The organism is Bacillus sp. M13(2017) (genome assembly GCF_002218325.1).
Lineage (GTDB): Bacteria > Bacillota > Bacilli > Bacillales > Bacillaceae_G > Bacillus_A > Bacillus_A thuringiensis_K.
This window is the reverse complement of record NZ_KZ268501.1, coordinates 446707-469996: the sequence shown is the minus strand read 5'-3', so window position 1 is coordinate 469996 and position 23290 is coordinate 446707. Positions and strand designations below refer to the sequence as shown.

Sequence of the window (23290 nt, the reverse complement as noted above, 5' to 3'; positions counted from 1 at the left end):
ACTACTAGAATAATAAAAACCAAAACTTTCTCAACATTAAATTGAGAAAGTTTTGATTTTAAAGTAAATAATACTTACAATTAGCATTATAAGCAAGATCCACCCCTTACATCAATTAACTCACCAGTTATCCAACGACTGTCTGATGATGAAAGAAAACCTCTAAAAACTATTTGATAATCTTTTAGAATCTAACTTTCTTATAATACTCTTTGCTATTTCTTCAATATTTTCATTTAGAAAGAAATGATTACCTTCAAAAGAATGAAGAGTACACGTTTTACTTGTGTATCGTTCCCATTTTATTACTTGATCATATGTAGTAAATTCATCATTTTCCCCATTAAATATAAGAAAATCAATATCACATGGTTGTGTATTTTTCTCATGGATATACGTCTCAACGATTTTAAAATCTGCTCTTAGAATAGGGAGAAAAATCTCCATTAATTCTTCTGATTGCAGTACCCCAGATGGTGTACCTCCCATTGCAATAACTTCTCTTTTAAATTGCTCATTAGAAAGATTATGTCGGATATTTTTTATTTTACTATTTGGATGATTTCTACCGGACAAAACAAGAAATTCAGGCGATACGTTTTTAGAATCTTTTATTTTTCTGGCTACTTCATAGGCGATCAAACTTCCCATGCTATGCCCGAATAGAATGTAGGGCGAATCATCTATCTGCATAACTATTTTATTGTAGACATCATTTACTGCCTCTTCCATACTTTGGTACAAGTTTTCTTCAATTCTATATCCTCTACCAGCTAACTCTATCGGGACTACCTCAATATATGGATTAAAGTGATTTTTCCATTTTGCGTAACTAAACGCAGATCCCCCAGCATGTGGAAAGCAAAAAAGTTTAGTCTTCTGCATTGATTTTCTCCTTACTTTCAAATTTGTATATATTTTGGCAAATTGCATAAATGTCTTTAATTATTATCTCTTGCGGAAATTCATCCCTTGTTGCACAAGCAGATATCTTATAATTTGGCTCAATGTTATATTGTCTAAAGTAAAAGTTTTGAGGTATATACTTATATGAAATTAAAGTTGGTGACTCTTTTTTTATAGAGAATGAATTTAACGGGATATAAAGCCCTTTTCCAATCGTTTTTATATAACTTTCTTTTAATGTCCATAAATCATAAAAATAATTAATTTGTTCATCAGAATTTATATTAGATATATCATAAAATTCTTCCTCTGAAAAAAATTCATTTGCTAATTTAAGAGCCTCTATCTCTGAAACCTTTTCTATATCAATACCCACATTAAAATTAGCAGTAGTACAAACCACCCATTCTCCTGAATGTGACAGATTAAAATGAAAGTCAGAAAAATTTTCAACAAAAGGTTTTCCATACTCATTATATATAAATCTAATTTCTTCATTATTAATTTTATACTTTTGGCAGATTAGAGATCGGATTAGTAAATCCCCTATCAAAGTTCTATTAATGTCGCATGAGTTTAATAAACGCTTCATTCGTTCTTTCTTCTCATTTGAAACCAAGTTACTAAGTTGCTTAAACAAATGACTTTCAATATTCTTTGGTATTTTCACAGCTTGAATGTGTATGATAAATCACTTCCTTTTTTTAAAGGATGGCTTCATATATGTGCGTTACATAAATTCAAATTAACTTTATTAAATTGCAAATACAATAGAAAAGGTGCATATTTACATATCAATGAAAATATGCACCTTCCCTCAGTAATATCATCAGGCATTCGCTTCTATTACAAAGATTTCATAGTATTTACATCATACTATGAATAACTCATAAAGATTTCTACGTCTTTACCAATTACTTTTTACATTATCCCCTTAAAAAGTAATGCTCTTAATATATTCATTATTCCCTGCACTTGATATGCAGGTATTGGTCTACCCTTTTCGTTCATTGCGTTGCATCTTTTATACTCTCTACTTTTCCGTTAATAAAATGGATTTCTCTTTTATCCCTTCAAATTCATTTAATAGGTACTTAGCTATCTTTTCAACTGCCGGGGAGCTCACTATTTCTTCATGTGATCCAGGGACAGAATACTTATTTACTCTTCCTTTTAATAAAGGTCCCCAATCTGTAAACAACTCTTTTCCCTCCTCAGCACTAAAGTAGATAACTTCCCCAAAGTATGGTATCAAGTCATGCTCTGCCATTATGTTCAGGCATTTCCTATGAGCATTGATAACTTGCTTCAAATTCATAAGATCTGCATCAGGTGGGAGTACGCCTTCAATAATTAATCGCTCCACAAGCATATCTTGTTGATGGACGAGGCCTCCTTCCTGCTCAGTAAGATCTCTAGGAATGAAATGCTTAGATATATATGAGAGCATATCCTCACTCGTTTTATAGTCCTGCTTTGAAGGTACTTTAGTATCCATGAGTACCAACAACTCAACTTCCTCACCTTGATTCTTTAACACAGTTGCGATTTCATAAGCAATTGCACCGCCTAAAGACCATCCTCCAAGACGATATGGGCCTTCTGGCTGAACACGTTTTATTTCTTCGATGTAAAGTTGAATTACTTCCGGCAAAGTTAACTCGTCAATTTCTTTCTTTTCTATAAGAGGATTCTGTAAACCATAAAATGAACAATGGTTCTTAAGCAATCTTGCTAGTTGAATGTAACAAAATACATTCCCCATAAACGGATGAACGCAGAAGAAAGGTCTTTTTTCTGATTCTTGCAGTGGAACCAGCGCTGATACCGATTTCGTCATATCATGCTTATCACGGATAAGGCATGCGATTCCTTCCACTGTTGGATTCTTAACCAATGTAGACACCTTAATCTCTTTTCCAAACTTCTCCCTAATTTTTGAAACTAATTTAATTACAAGGAGAGAGTGTCCCCCTCTATTAAAGAAATCATCATTTACATACACATCTTCTATCTGTAACACATCCTGCCAGATTTTAATCAACTGATATTCAATTTCATCCCTTGGAATGATTGGTGTAGAGAAGTTATTTTCTCTTTGAATAGTTAAATTGTTCAATGCCTTTCGATCAACTTTTCCATTCGTTGTAAGAGGAATCTCGTCTACCTTAATAAAGTGTGCGGGAACCATATAATTCGGTACTTGTCTCTTGAGATATTCACGCCAATCATGCATACTTCCATCTCCAACTACATAAGCAACCAATCTCTGCTCTCCTAATTTATCCTCTGTTACCAAAACTACTGTTTCTTTTACCAATGGATGCCTCTCTAGATTCGCTTCAATCTCTTCAAGTTCAATACGAAAGCCCCTAATTTTCACTTGATTATCAATTCTTCTCAAGTAATCTAAATTACCATCAGGTAAATAACGAACCAAATCTCCAGTACGATATAAACGCTCTTCTTCATTAAATGGATGACGGATAAATCGCTCTGCTGTTAATTCTGGACGATTCAAGTATCCTCTCGCTATACCTGCACCACCGATATATAACTCACCTGTTACACCAACTGGAACAGGTAACAAATTTTTATCCAATACATAAGTTTGCACGTTCGGCAACGGACGTCCAATTGTAACTCTCTTACTATCTGTTTGAATATGATAACACGTTGTATCAACCGTACATTCTGTAGGACCGTAGACGTTATAAAAATCAATTTTTTCGGTCTCTACTAGCTGTTCCCATAATGATGGCATGATTGCTTCACCACCGACTAATATCTTACTTGGTACATGAACATCTGCACTTATTTCTAGCAATCCTCCATCTATAAGTAATTGAAGCAATGAAGGTGTCATATCAAACATTTCCAATTTATTCTCCCTAATATAGGATACAAATTGTTCCGGATTAGTGCGAACTTCACTTGGGATAATATATAAACTTGAACCATAAAGCAACATTTGTAATTGCTGAATAGATACATCAAAGGCAATTGACGCATTCAAACCGACGCGCATATTACTAGGTATCTCATGTGAGAAAACTTCTTTTTGTAAACCATAGGATAGGTTTATTACAGAATGGTGCTGTACTAAAGCCCCCTTTGGATTCCCTGTCGAACCAGAAGTATAGATAACATACGCTAAGTTTTCCCCTGTTACCTCACATATTGGTGAAAGTTTGCTTTCTTGAGAAATCATTGCTTGGTCCCTATCTAGGCAAACTGTCTTGATGTCTTTAGGTATCCATCCTAGTAATACCTCATTTGTAACTAACACTTTAATTCCTGTGTCTTCTAAAATATATTGCAGGCGGCTTTCCGGATTCGATGGATCCAATGGAACATAGGCTGCTCCAGCCTTCCAAATTCCCATGAGACCAACAACCATCTCAACTGAACGCTCAAAGCAAAGGCCAACTAATGACTCTGTCCCAATTCCACATTTCTGTAAATGATGGGCTAATTGATTAGCTCTTTCATTCAGCTCCCGATATGTTAGTTGCTGTTTTTCATCTACCACTGCCAACGCGTCAGGCGTACGATTTACTTGCTCTTCGAATAGTTGATGGATTGCATTCTCACGTGGATAGGATATAGTATTATTATTCCATTCTTCCAATAGCTTTCTTTGTTCAGCTTCCGTAATATATACTAGCTCCGATAGATTTTGATCAATGTTTTTGAGCATTTGCATTAACACTTGGTGTAAATGACCCAGCATTCGTTCAATGGTTACTCTATTAAACTTACTACGGTCATACATTAACTTTAACGATAACTGGATTCCTGGAACTACAGCTAACCCTAATGGGTAGTGGGTTTGTTCTACCCCTTCCAATTCACCAATTTCCAGATTTTCTGAAGACTCCTCTTTCACTGGATAATTTTCAAACACATATAAACTATTGAACAGCGGTATTCCTCTAGGAACTTCACTCCACCCCTGAATCTCTGTCAAAGAAGCATACTCATATTGTCTTCTTTCTATCTCTTCCTCTTGTATCTTCTGCAACCAATCTATTAATTTTATATCATCCACCAATTGAATTCGCGTCGGTGACGTTGTAATGAAAGGACCTACGATGTTTTCAACATCAATAATCTCCGTAGAACGCCCTGAGCTTGTTACACCAAAAACAATGTCATTTTCTCCACTATATCGGCTCATGAGATATGCCCATGCACCTTGAATTACTGTACTCAAAGTAAGTTTATTGCGTTTCGCCCATCCTTGTAACGCTTGAGTCTGCTCTTCTGATAAATACGTAACCTTCTCTGTGTAACCTTTTTCTTCCTCTTTACTTTCTAAGCCCAGCAAAGTTGGCGCAGTAAAACCTTTTAGCTTCTCTCTCCAGAATTGTTCCGCCTGCTCCTTATCTTGCTCTCTTAACCATTGGATATATTTCTTATATGGTGAGGACTTAGGTAACTTCACAGCTTCTCCATTCATTCTCTTCTGATAGACTGTAAGTAATTCATTAAATACTAATGGTAAACTCCATCCATCCAGTAAAATATGGTGATGGGTCCAAACAATCCGATATTCTTCCTCACCTTCTTGAATGACTGTTACCCGCATCAATGGTGCTTCATCAAATTGGAAGGCTTGTTTTCGATCTAATGCCAAAAAGACTTTTCTTTTTTCCTCTATCTCTTCACTTGTCATTGTACGCCAGTCTTCTTTGTTCACTTTAAATGGGATATTTTCATACACCACTTGTACAGGTTCTTCAATTTCGTCCCATACAAATGCTGTACGAAAAATTTCATGCCGCTGAATTACAGATTTCCACGCCTGCTCAAATGTAGGAATATTCATTTTTCCTCGAATCATAAAACTCAATTGCACTATATACGGTGCAACATGTTCATCCCCTTGGTCATGCAATGTGTGGAAAATCATACCTTCTTGCAAAGGTGATAGTGGATATAAATCAGTAATCTGATTGTTCTTTCCGCGATGCATTTTGTTTAGTACATTTGTCAAACCTTCTTGGCTAAGATTAGCCATTGCAAAATCCGAAATGGTCAGTGCAGATTCCCTATCTGAAAATTGAATCAATGTACTCAGTTGATATAGCATATTCTGTGCAATACTTTGAATCGTTGATTTGGCAAATTGTCCAACATTGTATACCCAAGTGAACTGAAGTTTTCCATCCGTTACAACCCCAATTACATCAATTACATGCGATCGCTTGGAACCGGCTGCATGATCTAAACGCTTAAATTCGTTCTCCGGAATAAACATTGCATCGCTAGAAAACATTTGGTCAAATTGTCCAAGATAGTTAAAACTAATAGACGGTGTATATTGGGAGCTTAATTGCTCACACATTGTTGCGTTCATGTAACGCAACACCCCATAATCAACACCCTTATTAGGAATTTTGCGAACTTGTTCTTTAACTGCTTTTAATGCTTCAATTGGCGTATTAGCACTAGTAATATTTAAATGAACTGGGTAAATACTTGTAAACCATCCCACAGTTCTCGATAAATCAACATCTTCAATAATCTCTTCTCGACCATGTCCCTCTAAATCTACGCTCAATATCGGCTGCCCCGTACATGCTGCCGTAGCTTGTACTAATGCTGCTAATAATACTTCATTGATTTGGACACGGTGAGTGCTTAAAGTCTCTTGCAATAACATACGGGTCTCATTCTCATTTAACACCACAGTAATTTCCTCAGTTACTGCGCTTACTGGATTACTTATAGTACCATCTACCGGCAATTTAACTACGTCTTGTTCAGCCTGCTCCTCCCAGTAATGTAGCACTTCTTTTGATAGTCCAGTTTCAGCGTAATGATGTAATTTCTCCGACCATTCTTTAAAAGATGTACTCTTCATAGGTAATTGAATTTTCTGCCCTTGGACTACTTGCGTATATGCTGTTTGCAAATCTTCCAATAAAATTCGCCAAGAAACACCATCCACGGCTAAATGATGAATTGTCCAAAATAATCGGCCAGCGTGCTCACCTTCATCAAAATACACCATTCTCATTAGCGGACCATCATGTAAATTCAAACTTTCTTGTGCAACATTAATCTCTTTTTGAATAACCTGATGCCAATCAGCTTCCGGCACTTCGTCTAATGAAATGACAGTAAGCATCAATTGTTCTTCTATTCCTTCATTCCACTGTTTCCAAACCCCATTAGGCAAACGTTCATATCTTAAACGCAGAGCATCATGATGAAGTAGAAGGTTACCTGCCGCCTTTTCCAGTGATCCTATGTCCAATTTCTCTTTCGTTCTAAAGAACATGGATTGATTCCAATGATGTGGGTTAGGATGATTTTGTGCAAAAAACCTTTGCTGAATAGGTGTAAGTATCGTCTCTCCAGTTATAATTCCCTGTTCAGCTTGTACACCTTGTTCTTCTTTGACTACTTGCGCCAACTCAGCAATCGTTTGGTGTTCAAATATTTGTTTTGCTGTCAATTGTAAACCAACTTGCTTCGCGCGCGAGACAATCTGAATGCTAAGAATTGAATCTCCACCAATTTCAAAGAAGTTATCATTCATACCAATACGTTTTGAACCTAGCACACGTTCCCAAATGATAGAAAGCCTATGTTCACGTTCATTTCTTGGGGCCACGTATCCTTCTTTTGTTCCTTGATAATCTGGTATAGGTAACGATTTCCGATCAACCTTTCCATTTATGGTTAGCGGTAATTCTTTCATTTCGACAAAGTAGGAAGGTATCATATGGATTGGCAGTTTTGTTTTAAGATACTCTCGCCATTCTTCTAAACTGCCTTCGCCCACTACATAAGCTACCAGCCTCTTATCTCCCGACTGATTTTCCCTAACCATTACAACTGCCTCTTTTACTAAGTAATGCTCCTGTAAGGTCGACTCAATCTCTCCAAGTTCAATTCGAAATCCTCTAATCTTCACTTGATTATCCATTCTTCCTAAGTAGGCTATATTACCATCAGGAAGATATCTCACAAGATCACCTGTTCTATATAACCTCTCGCCTTCTTTGAATGGATGAGAAATAAATCGTTCGGATGTTAACTCTGGACGATTCAAGTACCCCCTTGCTAGACCTGCTCCTCCGATATAAAGTTCCCCCATCACACCAACTGGAACTGGCAACCTATTTCTATCTAATACATAAGTTTGGATGTTAGGCAATGGACGCCCAATTGTTACTCTCTTACTATCTTTTTTAATATGATAGCATGTTGCATCAACCGTACATTCTGTAGGACCATATACATTATAAAACTCCATTTTATCAGTCTCTACTAGCTGTTCCCATAATGACGGCATAATTGCTTCGCCGCCAACCAATACCTTACTTGGAACATGAACGCCATCGTACGTTTCTAACAATCCGGCATCTATAAGTAATTGAAGCATTGAAGGCGTTATATCAAAGATTGCTAACTTGTTCTCCCTAATATAAGCTACAAACTGTTCCGGATCACTTCGTACTTCATTCGGAATAATATACAAACTTGAACCATAAAGCAGCATTTGTAATTGCTGAATAGATGCATCAAAGGCAATTGACGCATTTAAACCGACATGCATGTTAGATGGTATCTCATGTTCGAAAACCTCTTTTTGTAAACCATGCGACAAGTTTAGTACAGAATGATGCTGTATCAAGACACCCTTTGGATTCCCCGTCGATCCCGAAGTATAGATAACATACGCTAGGTTTTCTCCTGTTACTTCACATTTTGGTGAAAAAATGCTTTCTTTTGAAATCATTGCCTGATCCCTATCTAGACAAACTGCCTTGACTTCTTTGGGTATCCAGCCTTCCAATGACTCATTCGTAACTAATACTTGAATTTCAGTGTCCTCCAAAATATATCGTAGGCGACTTTCTGGATATGATGGGTCCAATGGAACATATGCTGCTCCAGCCTTCCAGATCCCCATAATACTAACAATCATCTCAACTGAACGCTCAAAGCAAATTCCAACTAATGATTCAGTCCCAATCCCACATTGCTGAAGATAGCGGGCCAATTGATTAGCTTTTTCATTCAGCTCTCGATATGTTAACTGCTGTTTTTCATCTACCACTGCTACCGCATCAGGTGTACGATTTACTTGCTCTTCAAACAGCTGATGAATCGTACTTTCCTGTGGATATGCTACATTATTATTATTCCACTCCTCCAACTGTTTTTGCTGTAATCCTGATAATATAGGCAACTTAGCTAATGATTTATCAGGATTCTCCACGATTACATTCAACCAGTTCCCAAAATGTTCAGCCATGGATTCAATAGTTAAGCTGTCAAATAAATCAGTTCTATAAACAAAAGTAAGTAATAAACCCTCTTCCACTTCTGCAGCAGTTAAACTTAAATCAAACTTAGTGATCGGAGCATTACTTTCCATTACTTCTATATTTCTTCCATGTAATTCTGGTAGCTTCTGTCCCGTATTTTGCAAAGTAAACATGGTTTGAAAAATCGGGGAATGGCTTGTATTTCGTTCAGGTTGGATAACCTCTACAATTTTCTCAAACGGAACATCTTGATACTCATACGCCTTCAATGCTTTTATCCGCACTTGAGACAACAACTCTTGAAATGCCGGTGCATTACTTAAATCAGCTCGATAAACCAAAGTGTTGACAAAGAAACCAATCAGCCCCTCAATTTCTCGATAATTTCGATTTGCAATTGGGCTACCAACAATAATATCCGTTTGTCCCGTATAACGAGCAAGGAAACTTTGATACGATGCCAATAAGGTCATGAAAAGTGTGGCCCCTTCTTGACGACTTAGTTCGTTTAATTTATCCAGTAATGAGCGTGACAACAAAACATTATGAGTTAATCCATGATGGGTTTGCACTGGCGGACGCGGACGATCCATTGGCAACATTAAGACTGGTAACTCACCAGATAATTCTTCCTTCCAATATGCAAGCTGTTGATATAGTACTTCATCTTTCAACCAGTCTCTTTGCCACTGAGCAAAATCGGCATATTGAACTTGTAGTGGTTCCAGCTCTGCTTGTTTTTCACCAATCGCATTCTCATAAAATGCCATCCATTCTTGAAGCAAGATTTCCATCGACCACCCATCCGAGATAATATGATGCATATTACACAGAAGAACCCATTCTTCTTCTGAAATTCTTATGAGTTTCCCACGGAATAATGGCCCTTGTTCTAAATCAAATGGAGATTCGACTTCAGTTTGAATCCATTGCTCCAACTTTCTTTCTCGCTCCTCTAATGAAAGCTTATTTAAGTCCATTTGCAGAAGCGGACGGAAAACGTACGTTTGAATCTGCTGCACAGGATGGCCATCCTCTTCATAAAATACAGTCCGCAAAGATTCATGACGCTCTATCAACTGATTCCATCCCAACTCCAATGCCTCAGGTAACCAATTCCCTGTAAGCCGGCATACCATCGGCATATTATAAAGTGCACTATTAGGTGCAAATTGTTCAATAAACCATAAGCGCTGTTGGGCATAAGACAGTGGAATATTTCCCCCTCGTTCCATCGGCATCAATGGTGGAATTTCTCGTTTTTCGCTCCCCTTACGTAACTGATCTATTCGTTTCGATAATGCCTCGACCGTTGAATATTCGAACAGTTCACGTACTGGCAATTTGATTTGAAAGACTTCCTGTAAGCGTGAGACCACTTGTGTAGCAAGTAGAGAGTGACCACCGAGCTCAAAGAAAGAATCCTGAACATCAATGTCTCTTATTCCTAGCACTTGACTCCACACTGAAGCAATAAGTTCTTCCAGCGGAGTTCTTGGGTATACAGTATTTTCAGCGGATTGTTCACTAAGTATAGGCAATGCCTTCAAATCAAGTTTTCCATTCGGTGTAAGTGGTAAAAATTCCATCTCAATAAAGTTTGTTGGAACCATGTAATTAGGTAAATGTGTTTGTAGATGTTCTCGCCATTCATGGACACTTCCTTCACCAACTACATAAGCTACTAATCTCTTATCACCTTGATTATCCTCTCGCACCAATACAACAGCTTCTTTCACAGAAGAATGCGCCTGCAAAACAGCTTCTATTTCTCCCAATTCAATCCGGAAACCACGAATTTTCACTTGGTCATCTATACGTCCATGGAACTGGAGATTACCATCAGAAAGATAACTTGCTTTGTCTCCTGTATAATAGAGACGTTCTCCTGACTTGAAAGGATGTGGAATAAATTTTTCCTTTGTAAGATCCGGACGATTAGCATATCCACGTGCAAGACTCTTCCCTCCGATATAGAGATCTCCAATTACACCAGTTGGTACTAGCTGAAGATGAGAATCTAACACATAAACTTCTGTATTCGCAATCGGTCGACCAATCGATGGCGTACCTGTTGTCACTCCTACAGGTACATAACAATCTGTGGTAACAACGGTATTCTCCGATGGACCATACTGATTAATTACCGCAAAAGGAATATCGTTAGATGGATACTGCGTTAATTGATCCCCACCAGTAATGATAAAACGAAGATCCGTTTTATCTGGCCAAGATAATTTCAAGAGTCTTTCCAGAATAGGCGTAGGTGCAAAGCTAGCTGTTATTCGTGAATCAATGAGCCAGTCCCTTAGTGCTTCTGGATTAATTCTCAGTTCCTCTGTTGACAAGTAGAGCGCTGCGCCAGCAGTTAGATACGGCCAAATCTCCTGGACAGCCGAATCAAAAGCAACCCCTGCAATCTGAGTCGCACGATCCTCTGCTGAAATATGATAAACTTCCTGATGCCAAGAAACCATATTCATTAATGAGCGATATTCAACCATTACACCCTTCGGTTTTCCTGTAGAACCAGAGGTATAAACAATATAGGCTAAGTTCTCTGGATTTATTTGACGTGTAGGTGCGATTACGCTTTCCACCGTTAATTCTTCTAACCTCACCATTTCGACGTGTGCGAAATGTCCGTCTTGTCCTTCCGCCGTCACTACAAATTGAATTCCTGCATCTTCAATCATGTATTCTAACCTTGATTTTGGATACAACGGATCTAAAACGACATATGCTCCACCAGCTTTTAAAATGCCTAGTAAACTTACCATCAGCTCAGCTGATCTCGGAAGATAAACCCCTACCACTGACTCTGGAGCTACTCCCTTTCGCTGTAAAACATTTGCCAACTGATTTGCTTGTGTATCCAATTCACCATAAGTCCACTGTTTTGTTTGATCAACTACCGCAATCGCATCAGGACGCCTTGCTACTTGCTCCTCAAATTTGTCGCAAATAAGACCCTGATGAGACATTTCCATTACAGTGTCATTCCATGTTTCTAATAACAAAGTACGCTCGGTTTCTGATAGCATGCTCAGGTCATGCAACGGATTTTGTGGGCGATGAGAAACTTCATGTAGCCATTTCTCAAAGTGTCCTGCCATCCGTTCAATAGTAGTAGCATTGAATAAATCCTTATTGTACTCAAAAGTAAAAAGTAATCCCTCTTCCGTCTCAACTGCCATTACACTTAAATCAAACTTTGCAATTGGACTATGGCTTTCTATCATTTCAATACTTCTACTAGATAACACCGGTAACTCTTGTTTCATATTTTGCAAGATGAACATAGTCTGGAAAATTGGCGAATGACTTGTACTTCGCTCCGGTTGCACAACTTCTACAATTTTTTCAAATGGAATATCTTGATATTCATACGCCTTCAATGCCTTTTGACGAACCTGATACAGTACATCTTGAAATGTCGGTCTACCACTCAAATTAGCTCGATAAACCAGCGTGTTAACGAAGAAACCAATTAGTCCTTCAATTTCTCTATAATTCCGATTCGCAATTGGGCTTCCGACCAGAATATCTTCTTGTCCCGTATAACGAGATAGAAAACTTTGATATGCAGCTAAAAGCGTCATGAAGAGTGTAGCCCCTTCTTTTCGACTAAGTTCATTCAATTTATCATGTAGCGCGCTTGGCAGAACCAGAGTGTATGTCGACCCGTGATGTGTTTGTATTGCGGGACGCGGGCGATCCACAGGAAGTTGGAGTACAGGAAGCTCCCCAGACAATTCTTCCCTCCAATATTGGAGTTGTTGATCAAGCACCTCCTCCTTTAGCCATCCCTTTTGCCACTGAGCAAAGTCGGCATATTGAACCGGTAATGGTTCAAGTTCCGCTACCTTTCCATCCGTTGCTTTCTCATAAAATGCCATCCATTCTTCAAGTAGGATTCCCATTGACCATCCATCTGAAATGATATGATGTAGAGTACAAAGGAGTATCCATTCTTCCTCTCCCACGTGCAAAATACTTGTCCTGATTAATGGACCCTCTGTTAAATCAAATGGTACTTCTGTTTCTTGTTGAATTAAACGTTTAACTTCTTCTTCTTGATCTTCAGAAGAAAGCATAGTTAAATCCGTTTTCGGAATTGATTGAAAAGCATACGGTTCAATTTGCTGTACGGGTTGACCATTCACCTCTTGAAAGACCGTCCGCAGTGATTCATGACGTTCTATTAGTTGATTCCATCCCGTTTCCAATGCTTCAAGTAGCCAATTCCCTGTAAGACGGCATACCATTGGCATATTGTAAAGGGCACTATTAGGTGTAAATTGATCAATAAACCATAAACGTTGTTGGGCATAAGATAGTGGAATAGCTTCTCCTCGTTTCATTGGTATTAGTGGCGGAATCTCTCGTTTTTTATCTCCTTTACGTAACTGTTCTAATCGCTTTGCCAGTGACTCCACCGTTGTATATTCAAATAGTTCACGTACTGGTAATTCGATTTGAAAAATTCTCTGTAAACGTGACACTACTTGAGTAGCTAGTAGTGAATGACCACCGATTTCAAAAAAGGAATCCTGAACACTAATATTTTTTATTCCTAACACTTGGCTCCAAACGGAAACGATGAGCTCCTCCACTGGTGTTCGTGATGAAGTAATATCTTCACTTATGAACTGTTCTTCTAATTCCAATAATGCTTTCCGATTCACTTTACCATTTGGAGTGAGTGGCATACCTTCAATTTGGAAAAAGTATGCCGGAACCATATAATGTGGTAATTGCTTCTTGAGATATTCACGCCATTCTCCAGCATCCCCTTCACCCACTACATAAGCTACTAACTGCTTATCTCCTGGTCGTTCTTCCTTCACCAACACGACTGCCTCTTTTACAGATGAGTGATCATGTAAAGCTGCTTCAATTTCTCCCAATTCAATTCGGAATCCTCTAATTTTAACTTGGTTATCTATTCTTCCAATATATTCTAAGTTACGATCATTCATATATCTCACCAAGTCACCCGTTCGATATAATCGTTCCCCGTCCTTAAAAGGATGCGGAATAAAACGTTCAGTAGTTAAATCCGGTCGATTGAAGTAGCCACGTGCCAATCCTACTCCTCCAAGGTAAAGTTCCCCTGCCACACCAATCGGGACTACTTGTTGATATTGATCTAACACATACAACTCTGTATTATCAATTGGACGACCAATCGGAATAATCATTGCTTCTTTTTCTAAATCACAATTGTAATAAGTCACATCCACAGTCGCTTCAGTAGGACCATACAAGTTAATTAACTTTGTTTGCTGAACATTGTAAAAGATCCCCTTAAACCGGCGAACATGCTCAGTGTTTAACGCTTCTCCACTAGTAAAAACTTGAATTAAAGACGATACATCCCTTTTCGAATTATATAGTTCCATATAATCTAAGAAAGTAGATAACATCGACGGAACAAAGTGTATGGTGGACACGCGATATCGTTCAATATACTCCTCAATCACCGCAGGATCTTTCTCTCCTCCTGGTGGAAGTAAACAAACACGTGCTCCTACAAATGACCACCAAAATAATTCCCATACAGAAACATCAAATGAAAACGGTGTCTTTTGTAGGATTGTATCCTCCTCGGACAATGGGTATTTTTTCTGCATCCACTGTAGGCGGTTGATAACGGAATGATGTTCAATCATTACCCCCTTTGGATTTCCCGTCGAACCCGAAGTGTATATAATATAGGCTAAGTTATTTGCTGTTACTCCACTTACCGGAGCTAAATTACTCTCTTTAGAAATCATCACTTGATCCCGGTCTAAACAAATTGCTTGAATATCTTTAGGTAACCAGTCCTGTAGTGCCTCTTTTGTTAACAGCACTTGAATTTGTGAATTCTCCAAAATATATCTCAGGCGGTTTTCAGGATAACTTGGGTCCAGTGGGACATAAGCCCCACCTGCCTTCAAAATCCCAAAGAGACCGATAATCATATCAGGAGAACGTTCAATACATATACCAACCAATGATTCAGGTCCGATACCTCGTTTTTGTAGAAAATGTGCCAATTGATTCGATTTTTCATTTAGTTCTTGATACGTTAGCTTTCCACCCTCATAAACTACCGCCACTGCGTCAGGTGTCCGTGCAACTTGCTGCTCAAATAGCTCATGAATCATACAATCATGACCATAAACTACGTCCGTATCATTCCATTCTTCTAGGAGTTGTTTTTGCTCAGTATCCGATAACATTGACAGCTTTGTATATGATTCATCTGGATGATACGTGATTTCATTTAGCCAGTTTTCAAAATGTCCTGCCATACGTGCAATGGTACTACTATCAAATAAATCCGTGTTGTATTCAAATGAGACGAATAGACCTTCTTCCACTTCATAGGCAGTTAAGCTCAAATCAAATTTAGCAATAGACATATTACTTTCTACCATTTCAATACTTCTATCAGGCAAATCTAGTCGTTCTTGTTTTATATTCTGTAGCGTAAACATGGTCTGAAATATAGGGGAATGACTCATGCTTCGTTCAGGTTGCACAGCTTCTACCACTTTTTCAAATGGTATATCTTGATATTCGTAAGCTTTTAACGCTTTTTTCTTTGTTTGGTTCAAAATCTCCCGAAAGGTAGGGGTGCCACTCAAATCTGATCGATAAACCAACGTATTAACAAAGAAACCAATTAATCCTTCTACTCCCTTATGGTTCCGATTTGCAATCGGGCTACCAACTAGAATATCTTTTTGTCCCGTATAACGAGCAAGAAAGCTCTGGTATGCGGCCATTAAAGTCATAAATAAAGTGGATCCTTCTTGTCGGCTTATATCCTTCAATTGACTGAGCAATTTATAAGGAAAAATCACGTGATGCGCAGCCCCAGAGTAAGTCTGCTTAACCGGTCGAGGTCGATCCACTGGCAGTTGTAAGATAGGAAGCTCACCAGACAATTCTTCCTGCCAATACGTAAGCTGACGATTTAGCACATCACCTTGCAACCACCCCTTTTGCCACTTCGCAAAGTCTGCATATTGAATAGATAATGAACTTAATTTAGCAGGATTTCCACCCGTTTCTTCTTCATAGAAAGCAAGGCATTCATTCATGAATATACCAATGGACCAAGCATCAGAAATAATATGATGCATCGTACACAGTAATAACCATTCATCCTTCTCTAATTGAACAAGCTGATTACGAATTAAAGGACCATTCATTAAATCAAATGGTTCTTGCGCTTCGCTCGCAATTAAACTATTTACCTCTTTTTCTTTTACTTCTAGAGGAAGTTGAGAGTAATCCCTTACAGGTAATGCTCTAGGAAGGAATTCGACAATTTGTTGCACAGGCTGTTCTCCTATTTCTTTAAAAACAGTTCGTAATGATTCATGACGTTCAATGAGTCGATTGAATCCCTTCTCTAATGCTTCAGGTATCCAATTTCCTTTTAGATGCCATACTGTTGGAATATTATATAAAGAACTGTTTGGGTTAAATCTGTCCATAAACCACAAACGTTGTTGTGCATAAGACAACGGGAGTGCTTCTTTATTCTCCTTTTTTTGCATTTGCTTCTGAAGCCATGCTCTCTTCTCAGGAGAAAGTGAACTCAGCTTTGCAAGTAAATCACTTCTCATTTTTTTACCCCTTCCTCAATCAAATTACTCTCGAATATCCCATGTGCTTCTTCCTCTGATAGCTCTTCTAATTGCTTAAGCAGTTCTAGTAATTCTTCATCATTACTGACTTCTGCTTCTTTTTGAATATAGTCTTGAAGACTTACATTCTCCTTACTATCATTCTGCATTTCTTGATTTTTGTTATCGAGCAATTGATCAATCTGTTCTGCCAATTGCTGCACCGTATGAAATATAAATAAATCATGCAATGGTATCTCGATTCCAAAAGCCTCTTTAAGATTGGAAACAGCTTGCGTAGCAAGTAATGAATGTCCACCAATTTCAAAAAACGAATCTTGAATTCCGATGTTTTCCATACCTAAAACTTCATGCCATATCGAAACAATTGTTTTTTCCGTAGACGTACGAGGAGCAATATAACAACTTGCTATCTCCTGCTTCTCTGGTGCTGGTAAAGCCTTCCTATCAATTTTCCCATTAGGAGTGAGTGGAAATGCATTTAATCCAACAAAATAGGATGGAATCATATAGTTTGGTAGTTGTTCCTTGAGATAATCACGCCACTTTTGAGCATCCCCGTCTCCTACAACATAGGCAATCAAACGTGGATCGCCAGGATAATCTTCCCGCACCATCACAATAGCTTCGTTAACTAATGTATGCTTTTGTAATACCGCTTCGATTTCTCCTAGTTCAATCCGGAACCCACGAATTTTCACCTGATGATCAATTCGTCCAACATACTCCAAATTTCCATCCGGCAAATACCTTACTAGATCTCCAGTCCGGTATACTCGCTCGTCTTCTTTAAACGGATGCGTTATAAATCGATTTTTCGTTAAGTCAGGGCGTTTTAAATATCCACGTGCTAACCCTGATCCACCAATGTACAACTCACCAACTACACCAATTGGAACCATTTTTTGTTCAGCACTCAATACATATACTTCTGTATTGAAGATTGGTTTACCAATTGGTGGTACCCTATGCATGACACCCTTTTCTAATTCCATATACGTGGAATACGTAGTATCTTCAGACGGTCCATATAAGTTGAACACCTTCTCAATCGTACTTCTCTCGTATAAATCTTGAACAAGCGGATATGGTAACGGTTCTCCAGCCAAATTCATTACCTTTACTGAAGAAGGAATTGTTTTTGCTCGAACCAGTTCCTTTGCTGCCGATGGCACAGTATTAACCAAAGTCACACCTTTGGTAGACAACTTGTCTAGATGTAGAGCATTTTCAGCGATAATCACCTTACCACCCATCGTTAAGGGAACAAATACTTCAAAAACGGATAAATCAAAAGATAGTGAAGTTGAAGCTAATACTCCCGCTAATTCCTTTCGAGAATACGTATGATGCGCCCAATGAATCATTGTTACTGTATTTCTGTGCTCAATCATTACTCCCTTTGGATTTCCCGTGGAACCTGAAGTATAGATAATATAAGCTAAGTTATCACCCGTCGCTTCACTCGTGCATACCGTAGTAACTTCTTGTTCTATTTCTGCTCGATTACGATCAATACAAATGACGTTGACGAATGTAGGTATAACCATTTTTTGTTGTAACTTTTCCTGTGTCACCAGTACCTTTATTTGAGCATCTTCTAAAATGTACTGCAGTCGACTTTCCGGATACGCTGGATCAATTGGGACATATGCTCCTCCCGCCTTCATAATTCCTAAGAGACCGACAATCATCTCGGATGAACGTGTAACGCAAATCCCAACTAATGATTCGCATGTTACACCATTTTTTTGTAAATAATGTGCCAACTGATTCGAGCGTTCGTCCAACTCTCGATATGTTAGTTCTTCATCTTCGCACACTACTGCAATTGCTTCTGGTGTTTTTTCTACTTGTTCTTCAAACATTGTATGAATCGTACTATCTTCTATATCTATAACGGCTGATTCATTCCATTCCTCTAGTAGTTGCTTATATTCTACTTTTGATAACATATTCAGTTCTGATAGTATACATTTTGGATGAGAGACAATTTGATTTAACCAATGTTTAAAATGACTTGCCATACGTTCAATGGTTGTATCATTAAACAAATCAGTATTATATTCAAAGGTTAGTGATAATCCTTCTTCCGTCTCAGAAGCAAATAAACTCAAATCAAATTTGGCAACAGAAGCATGGCTTTCCATGAGTTCCATTTGTCTTTCAGATAGCTGAAGAAATTCTTGTTTCATATTCTGTAAAGTAAACATAGTTTGAAATATTGGTGAATGACTTGTATTCCGTTCAGGTTTTACGGATTCTACCACTTTCTCAAATGGGATGTCCTGATACTCGAATGCTTTTAGCGCTTTTTTTCTTACCTGCGACAATAGTTCTTGGAACGTGGGATTTCCACTGAAATCAGCTCGATAAACTAACGTATTTGCAAAGAATCCTATTAATCCCTCAATCTCTTTCACATTTCGATTAGCGATTGGGCTTCCAACTATAATGTCGTCCTGTCCTGTATAACGAGAAAGGAAGCTTTGATACGCTGCCATCAATGTCATAAATAAAGTGCATCCTTCTTGCAAACTTAAATCTTTGAGCTTTTTCTGTAAGGAATTCGCCACTATTAAGGACTGACTTGCACCACGATGGGTTTGAACTGCAGGTCGAGGACGATCCATCGGTAATTGTAAAACCGGTAGTTCCCCAGATAATTCTTCCTTCCAATATTGAAGATGCTGATTCAAACTCTCCTCTTTTTGCCATTCCTTCTGCCACATAACAAAATCTGCATATTGGATAGATAACTCCTTCAATTCCACTGGTTTTCCGGTTAGTGCTCCTTCATAAAAAGCCATCCATTCTTTAAGTAAGATTCCCATTGACCATCCATCTGAAATGATATGATGCATCGTACAAATGAGAACCCATTCTTCCCTGTCCACTTTCAATATGCGTGTTCGAATCAGAGGACCTTGTCCAAAATGAAATGGTTCCTCCGCCTCGTTTTGAATAAGGCGTTTCATTTCTCTTTCCCTATCTTCCAAGGAAAGATCTGTTAGATTCGTTTGAGGAATATACCTGAACACAGGAGATTGAACTTGTTGAAAAGGTTCACCCTCTTGTTCTAGAATTGTCGTCCTTAATGATTCATGACGCTCCAACAATTGATTCCATCCGACCTCCAATGCTTCAATTGACCATTCACCTGTTAAGCGACACGCTGCATGGATATTGTACATAGCACTATTTGGCATTAATTGATCAATAAACCATAGACGTTTCTGCGCATAGGAAAGTGGGATAACTTCTTCTCGTTTCATAGGTACAAGGGGCGCAACCTCTCGTTTTTTATCTTCTTTTCGTAACTGATCCACTCGTTTCGCCAATGCTTCCACTGTATCGTGCTTGAAAAGTTCACGTAATGGAATTTTAATTTGGAACAGTTCTTGCAATCGAGAGACAATTTGAGTAGCAAGTAGTGAGTGCCCACCACGTTCAAAGAAGGAATCCTGAATGCCAATATTTTCTGTTCCTAACACTTGACTCCAAACCGAGGCAATAAGCTCTTCCGATGGCGTCCGAGGTAGCACATTTAAATCTTCAATAGCTTGCTCATCAGGTGCTGGCAAGGCCTTTCGGTCAATTTTCCCATTTGGAGTAAGCGGGAAATGTTCTAACTCTATAAAGTGCGCTGGAATCATATGATTCGGTAATTGTTTTTGTAAACACTCTCTCCACTCCTCGGTATTTCCATCACTTATTACATATGCAACCAATCGTTGATCACCTGGACGATCTTCTCTAACTAATACGACAGCCTCTTTAATAAACGAACATTTTTCTAAAGTCGCTTCAATTTCTCCTAATTCAATCCTAAAACCACGCATTTTGACTTGGTGGTCCATTCTACCTATAAATTCTAAATTTCCATCAGTTAAATATCTTACTGAATCTCCTGTTCGATATAGTCGTTCCCCAAATCGATATGGATGCGAAACGAATTTTTCAGCAGTAAGATTCGGACGATTTAAGTATCCACGTGCTAAACCAGCACCACCAATATATAACTCACCCTCAATTCCTATTGATTGCAAGCGTTGATTTTGGTCTAATACATATAATTGCGTGTTCTGTATTGGCTGCCCAATAGAAACAAATTCTTGATTAGGCTGAATATCAAATGCATTCACATAAATAGTGGCTTCAGTTGGTCCATAAAAGTTGGTTAATTTCACTTGTCCACTATAATTCCATTTCTGTTGAAATCGTCTAACCAACCCTGAACTTAGTTCTTCTCCACCAGAAAATACATGGCGTACGGACGAACAATTCATGTTCAATTCAATATGATTGAAGTGGTCTAAGAAAACAGATAACATCGAAGGTACAAATTGAACTATAGTAACCTGATGTTGTTTAATCACTTCAGCTATAATAGAAGGATCTTTTTCTCCACCTGGAGGTAGGAAAGATACACTTGCACCAACGTGAATGCCCCAAAACAATTCCCAAACAGAGACATCAAATGAGAATGGCGTTTTCTGCAAGACCACATCCTTTTCAGAAAGCGGATATTTATGTTGCATCCATTCTAGATAATTAATTACTGAATGATGCTCAATCATTACTCCCTTTGGATTCCCTGTAGATCCTGAAGTATACATAACATACGCTAAATTTTCTCCTGTTACACCACTTATGCATGGGGTTGATTCTTCTTTTTCAATTGCAGTGTAATCTTTATTCATACAAATCGTTTCTATTTTTTCAGATACAAACAAATTTTTAGAATTTTCTTCCGTCACTAGTACTTCGATTCCAGCATCCTCTAATATATATCGAAGTCGACTTTCTGGATAAGTAGGGTCAAGTGGAACATACGCTGCTCCTGATTTTAGAATACCTAATAACGCTATCATCATTTGTAATGAACGTTCCATATATACCCCAACTAGAGACTCTGGGCCTACACCATGCTTTTGTAGATAATGAGCTAGCTGATTTGCACGCTTCTCCAACTCTTTATAGGTAATTTGTTCATTTTCATAACTAGCCGCGATTGCTTCCGGTGTTTTTTTAACTTGCTCCTCAAACATCGTATGAATCATGCCTTCAGCCGAATAATTAAATTGAGTATGATTCCATTCCTCTAGTAACTGTATCTGTTCTTCTTCTGTTAAATGAGTAATTTCAAATAGTTTTGAATCTAGGCTCTTCGTCATCTGAATTAATATTTGCAATAAGTGATTCTGAATCAGATTTATTGTTTCTTCATTAAAATAGCTTCGATCATACATCAACTTTAAAGTAATTTTCTTACCGGGCATTACAATGAGTGTTAAAGGATAATTTGTTTGTTCCGTGCTTGTAACATCTAGTAATCTTAAATCATCATTTCTCTCACCTTGAATTGGATAATTTTCAAACACATACAAGGTATGAAATAAGGAGCTATTTCGCGGAACCTCACTCCAGCCTTGAATATCTATCAACGAATTATACTCATACTGTCTTCGTTCCATTTCTTTCATTTGTATTTTACGAAGCCAATCTACTACTGATGTATTATCCGTTAATCGAATTCTGGTAGGTAATGTGTTAATAAATAGCCCCACCATATTCTCTGCTCCCATTAAATCAGTAGGACGTCCAGCGCTAGTTACGCCAAATACGACGTCACTGTCACCGCTATACCTACTCATCAAATAAGCCCATGCACCTTGTACTAACGTATTCAACGTTAATCGACTATTTCGTACCCACTCTTGTAACTTCTCAGTAAGTTTCTCAGATACTTGATAAACACACTCTCCATAGCCCTTCTCTTGTCCTTGATCCTTTCTTTCCATTGCTAATGGCGTAGGTGCATAGAACCCTTTTAATTCTTCTTTCCAAAATTCCTCTGCTTGACTTTGATCTTGTTTATTTATCCACTGGATATATTTTTTATAAGGAAGAGATTTAGGAAGAGTCAATAATTCTCCCTTTGTCATCTTGAGATAAACTTCCATCACTTCACTAAAGACCAATGATACACTCCATCCATCTAGCAAAATATGATGATGTGTCCAAATAATTCTCGTTTCCTCTTTTGCTTCTTTAATCGCAGTGACTCTCATCAACGGTGCTTCATCCAATAAAAATCCTTTTCTACGATCTACATTCAAAAACTGTTGTAATTTCTTCACCCTTTCCTCATGTGGATAGGTGCTCCAATCCTCTTGATGAATAGTAAAAGGAAGACGTTGGTAAACCGCTTGTAGTGGCTTTTCTACTTCCTCCCATACAAATACTGAACGTAAAACCTCATGTCGATTAATAACATATTCCCAAGCCTTTTCAAAAGTATCAACATCCAATTGCCCCCCGAGCAAGAAACCTACTTGTACAATATAGGAAAAAGAATGTTCATCATCTTGATCGTATAAAGTATGAAACAGTATTCCTTTTTGCAAAGGTGATAAACCATATATATCAATAACGTCTCCCATT

At 38.1% G+C, this 23290-nt stretch carries 4 protein-coding genes and 1 pseudogene; all 5 read right to left on the bottom strand.

The features are described from left to right. Nucleotides 1-86: 86 nt before the first annotated feature. A pseudogene (locus tag CGQ22_RS32890) lies at nucleotides 87-161 on the bottom strand (short-chain dehydrogenase); the annotation flags it as partial. A gap of 1 nt (nucleotide 162) precedes the next feature. Further along, nucleotides 163-885, bottom strand: a complete 723-nt coding sequence (locus CGQ22_RS08700) for a thioesterase II family protein (protein WP_089148564.1) — start codon at nucleotides 883-885, stop codon at nucleotides 163-165. Continuing rightward, nucleotides 872-1576: a 4'-phosphopantetheinyl transferase family protein gene (locus CGQ22_RS08695; protein WP_061884170.1), complete on the bottom strand. Its 705-nt coding sequence runs from the start codon at nucleotides 1574-1576 to the stop codon at nucleotides 872-874. The genes CGQ22_RS08700 and CGQ22_RS08695 overlap by 14 nt, the downstream gene beginning before the upstream one ends. Before the next feature lie 363 nt (nucleotides 1577-1939). Then, nucleotides 1940-16822, bottom strand: coding sequence for a non-ribosomal peptide synthetase (locus CGQ22_RS08690; protein WP_089148563.1), 14883 nt, complete (start codon nucleotides 16820-16822; stop codon nucleotides 1940-1942). Then, nucleotides 16819-23289, bottom strand: coding sequence for a non-ribosomal peptide synthetase (locus CGQ22_RS08685; RefSeq protein ID WP_089148562.1), 6471 nt, complete (start codon nucleotides 23287-23289; stop codon nucleotides 16819-16821). Before CGQ22_RS08685 ends, CGQ22_RS08690 begins: the two co-directional genes overlap by 4 nt. Nucleotide 23290 lies beyond the last annotated feature (1 nt).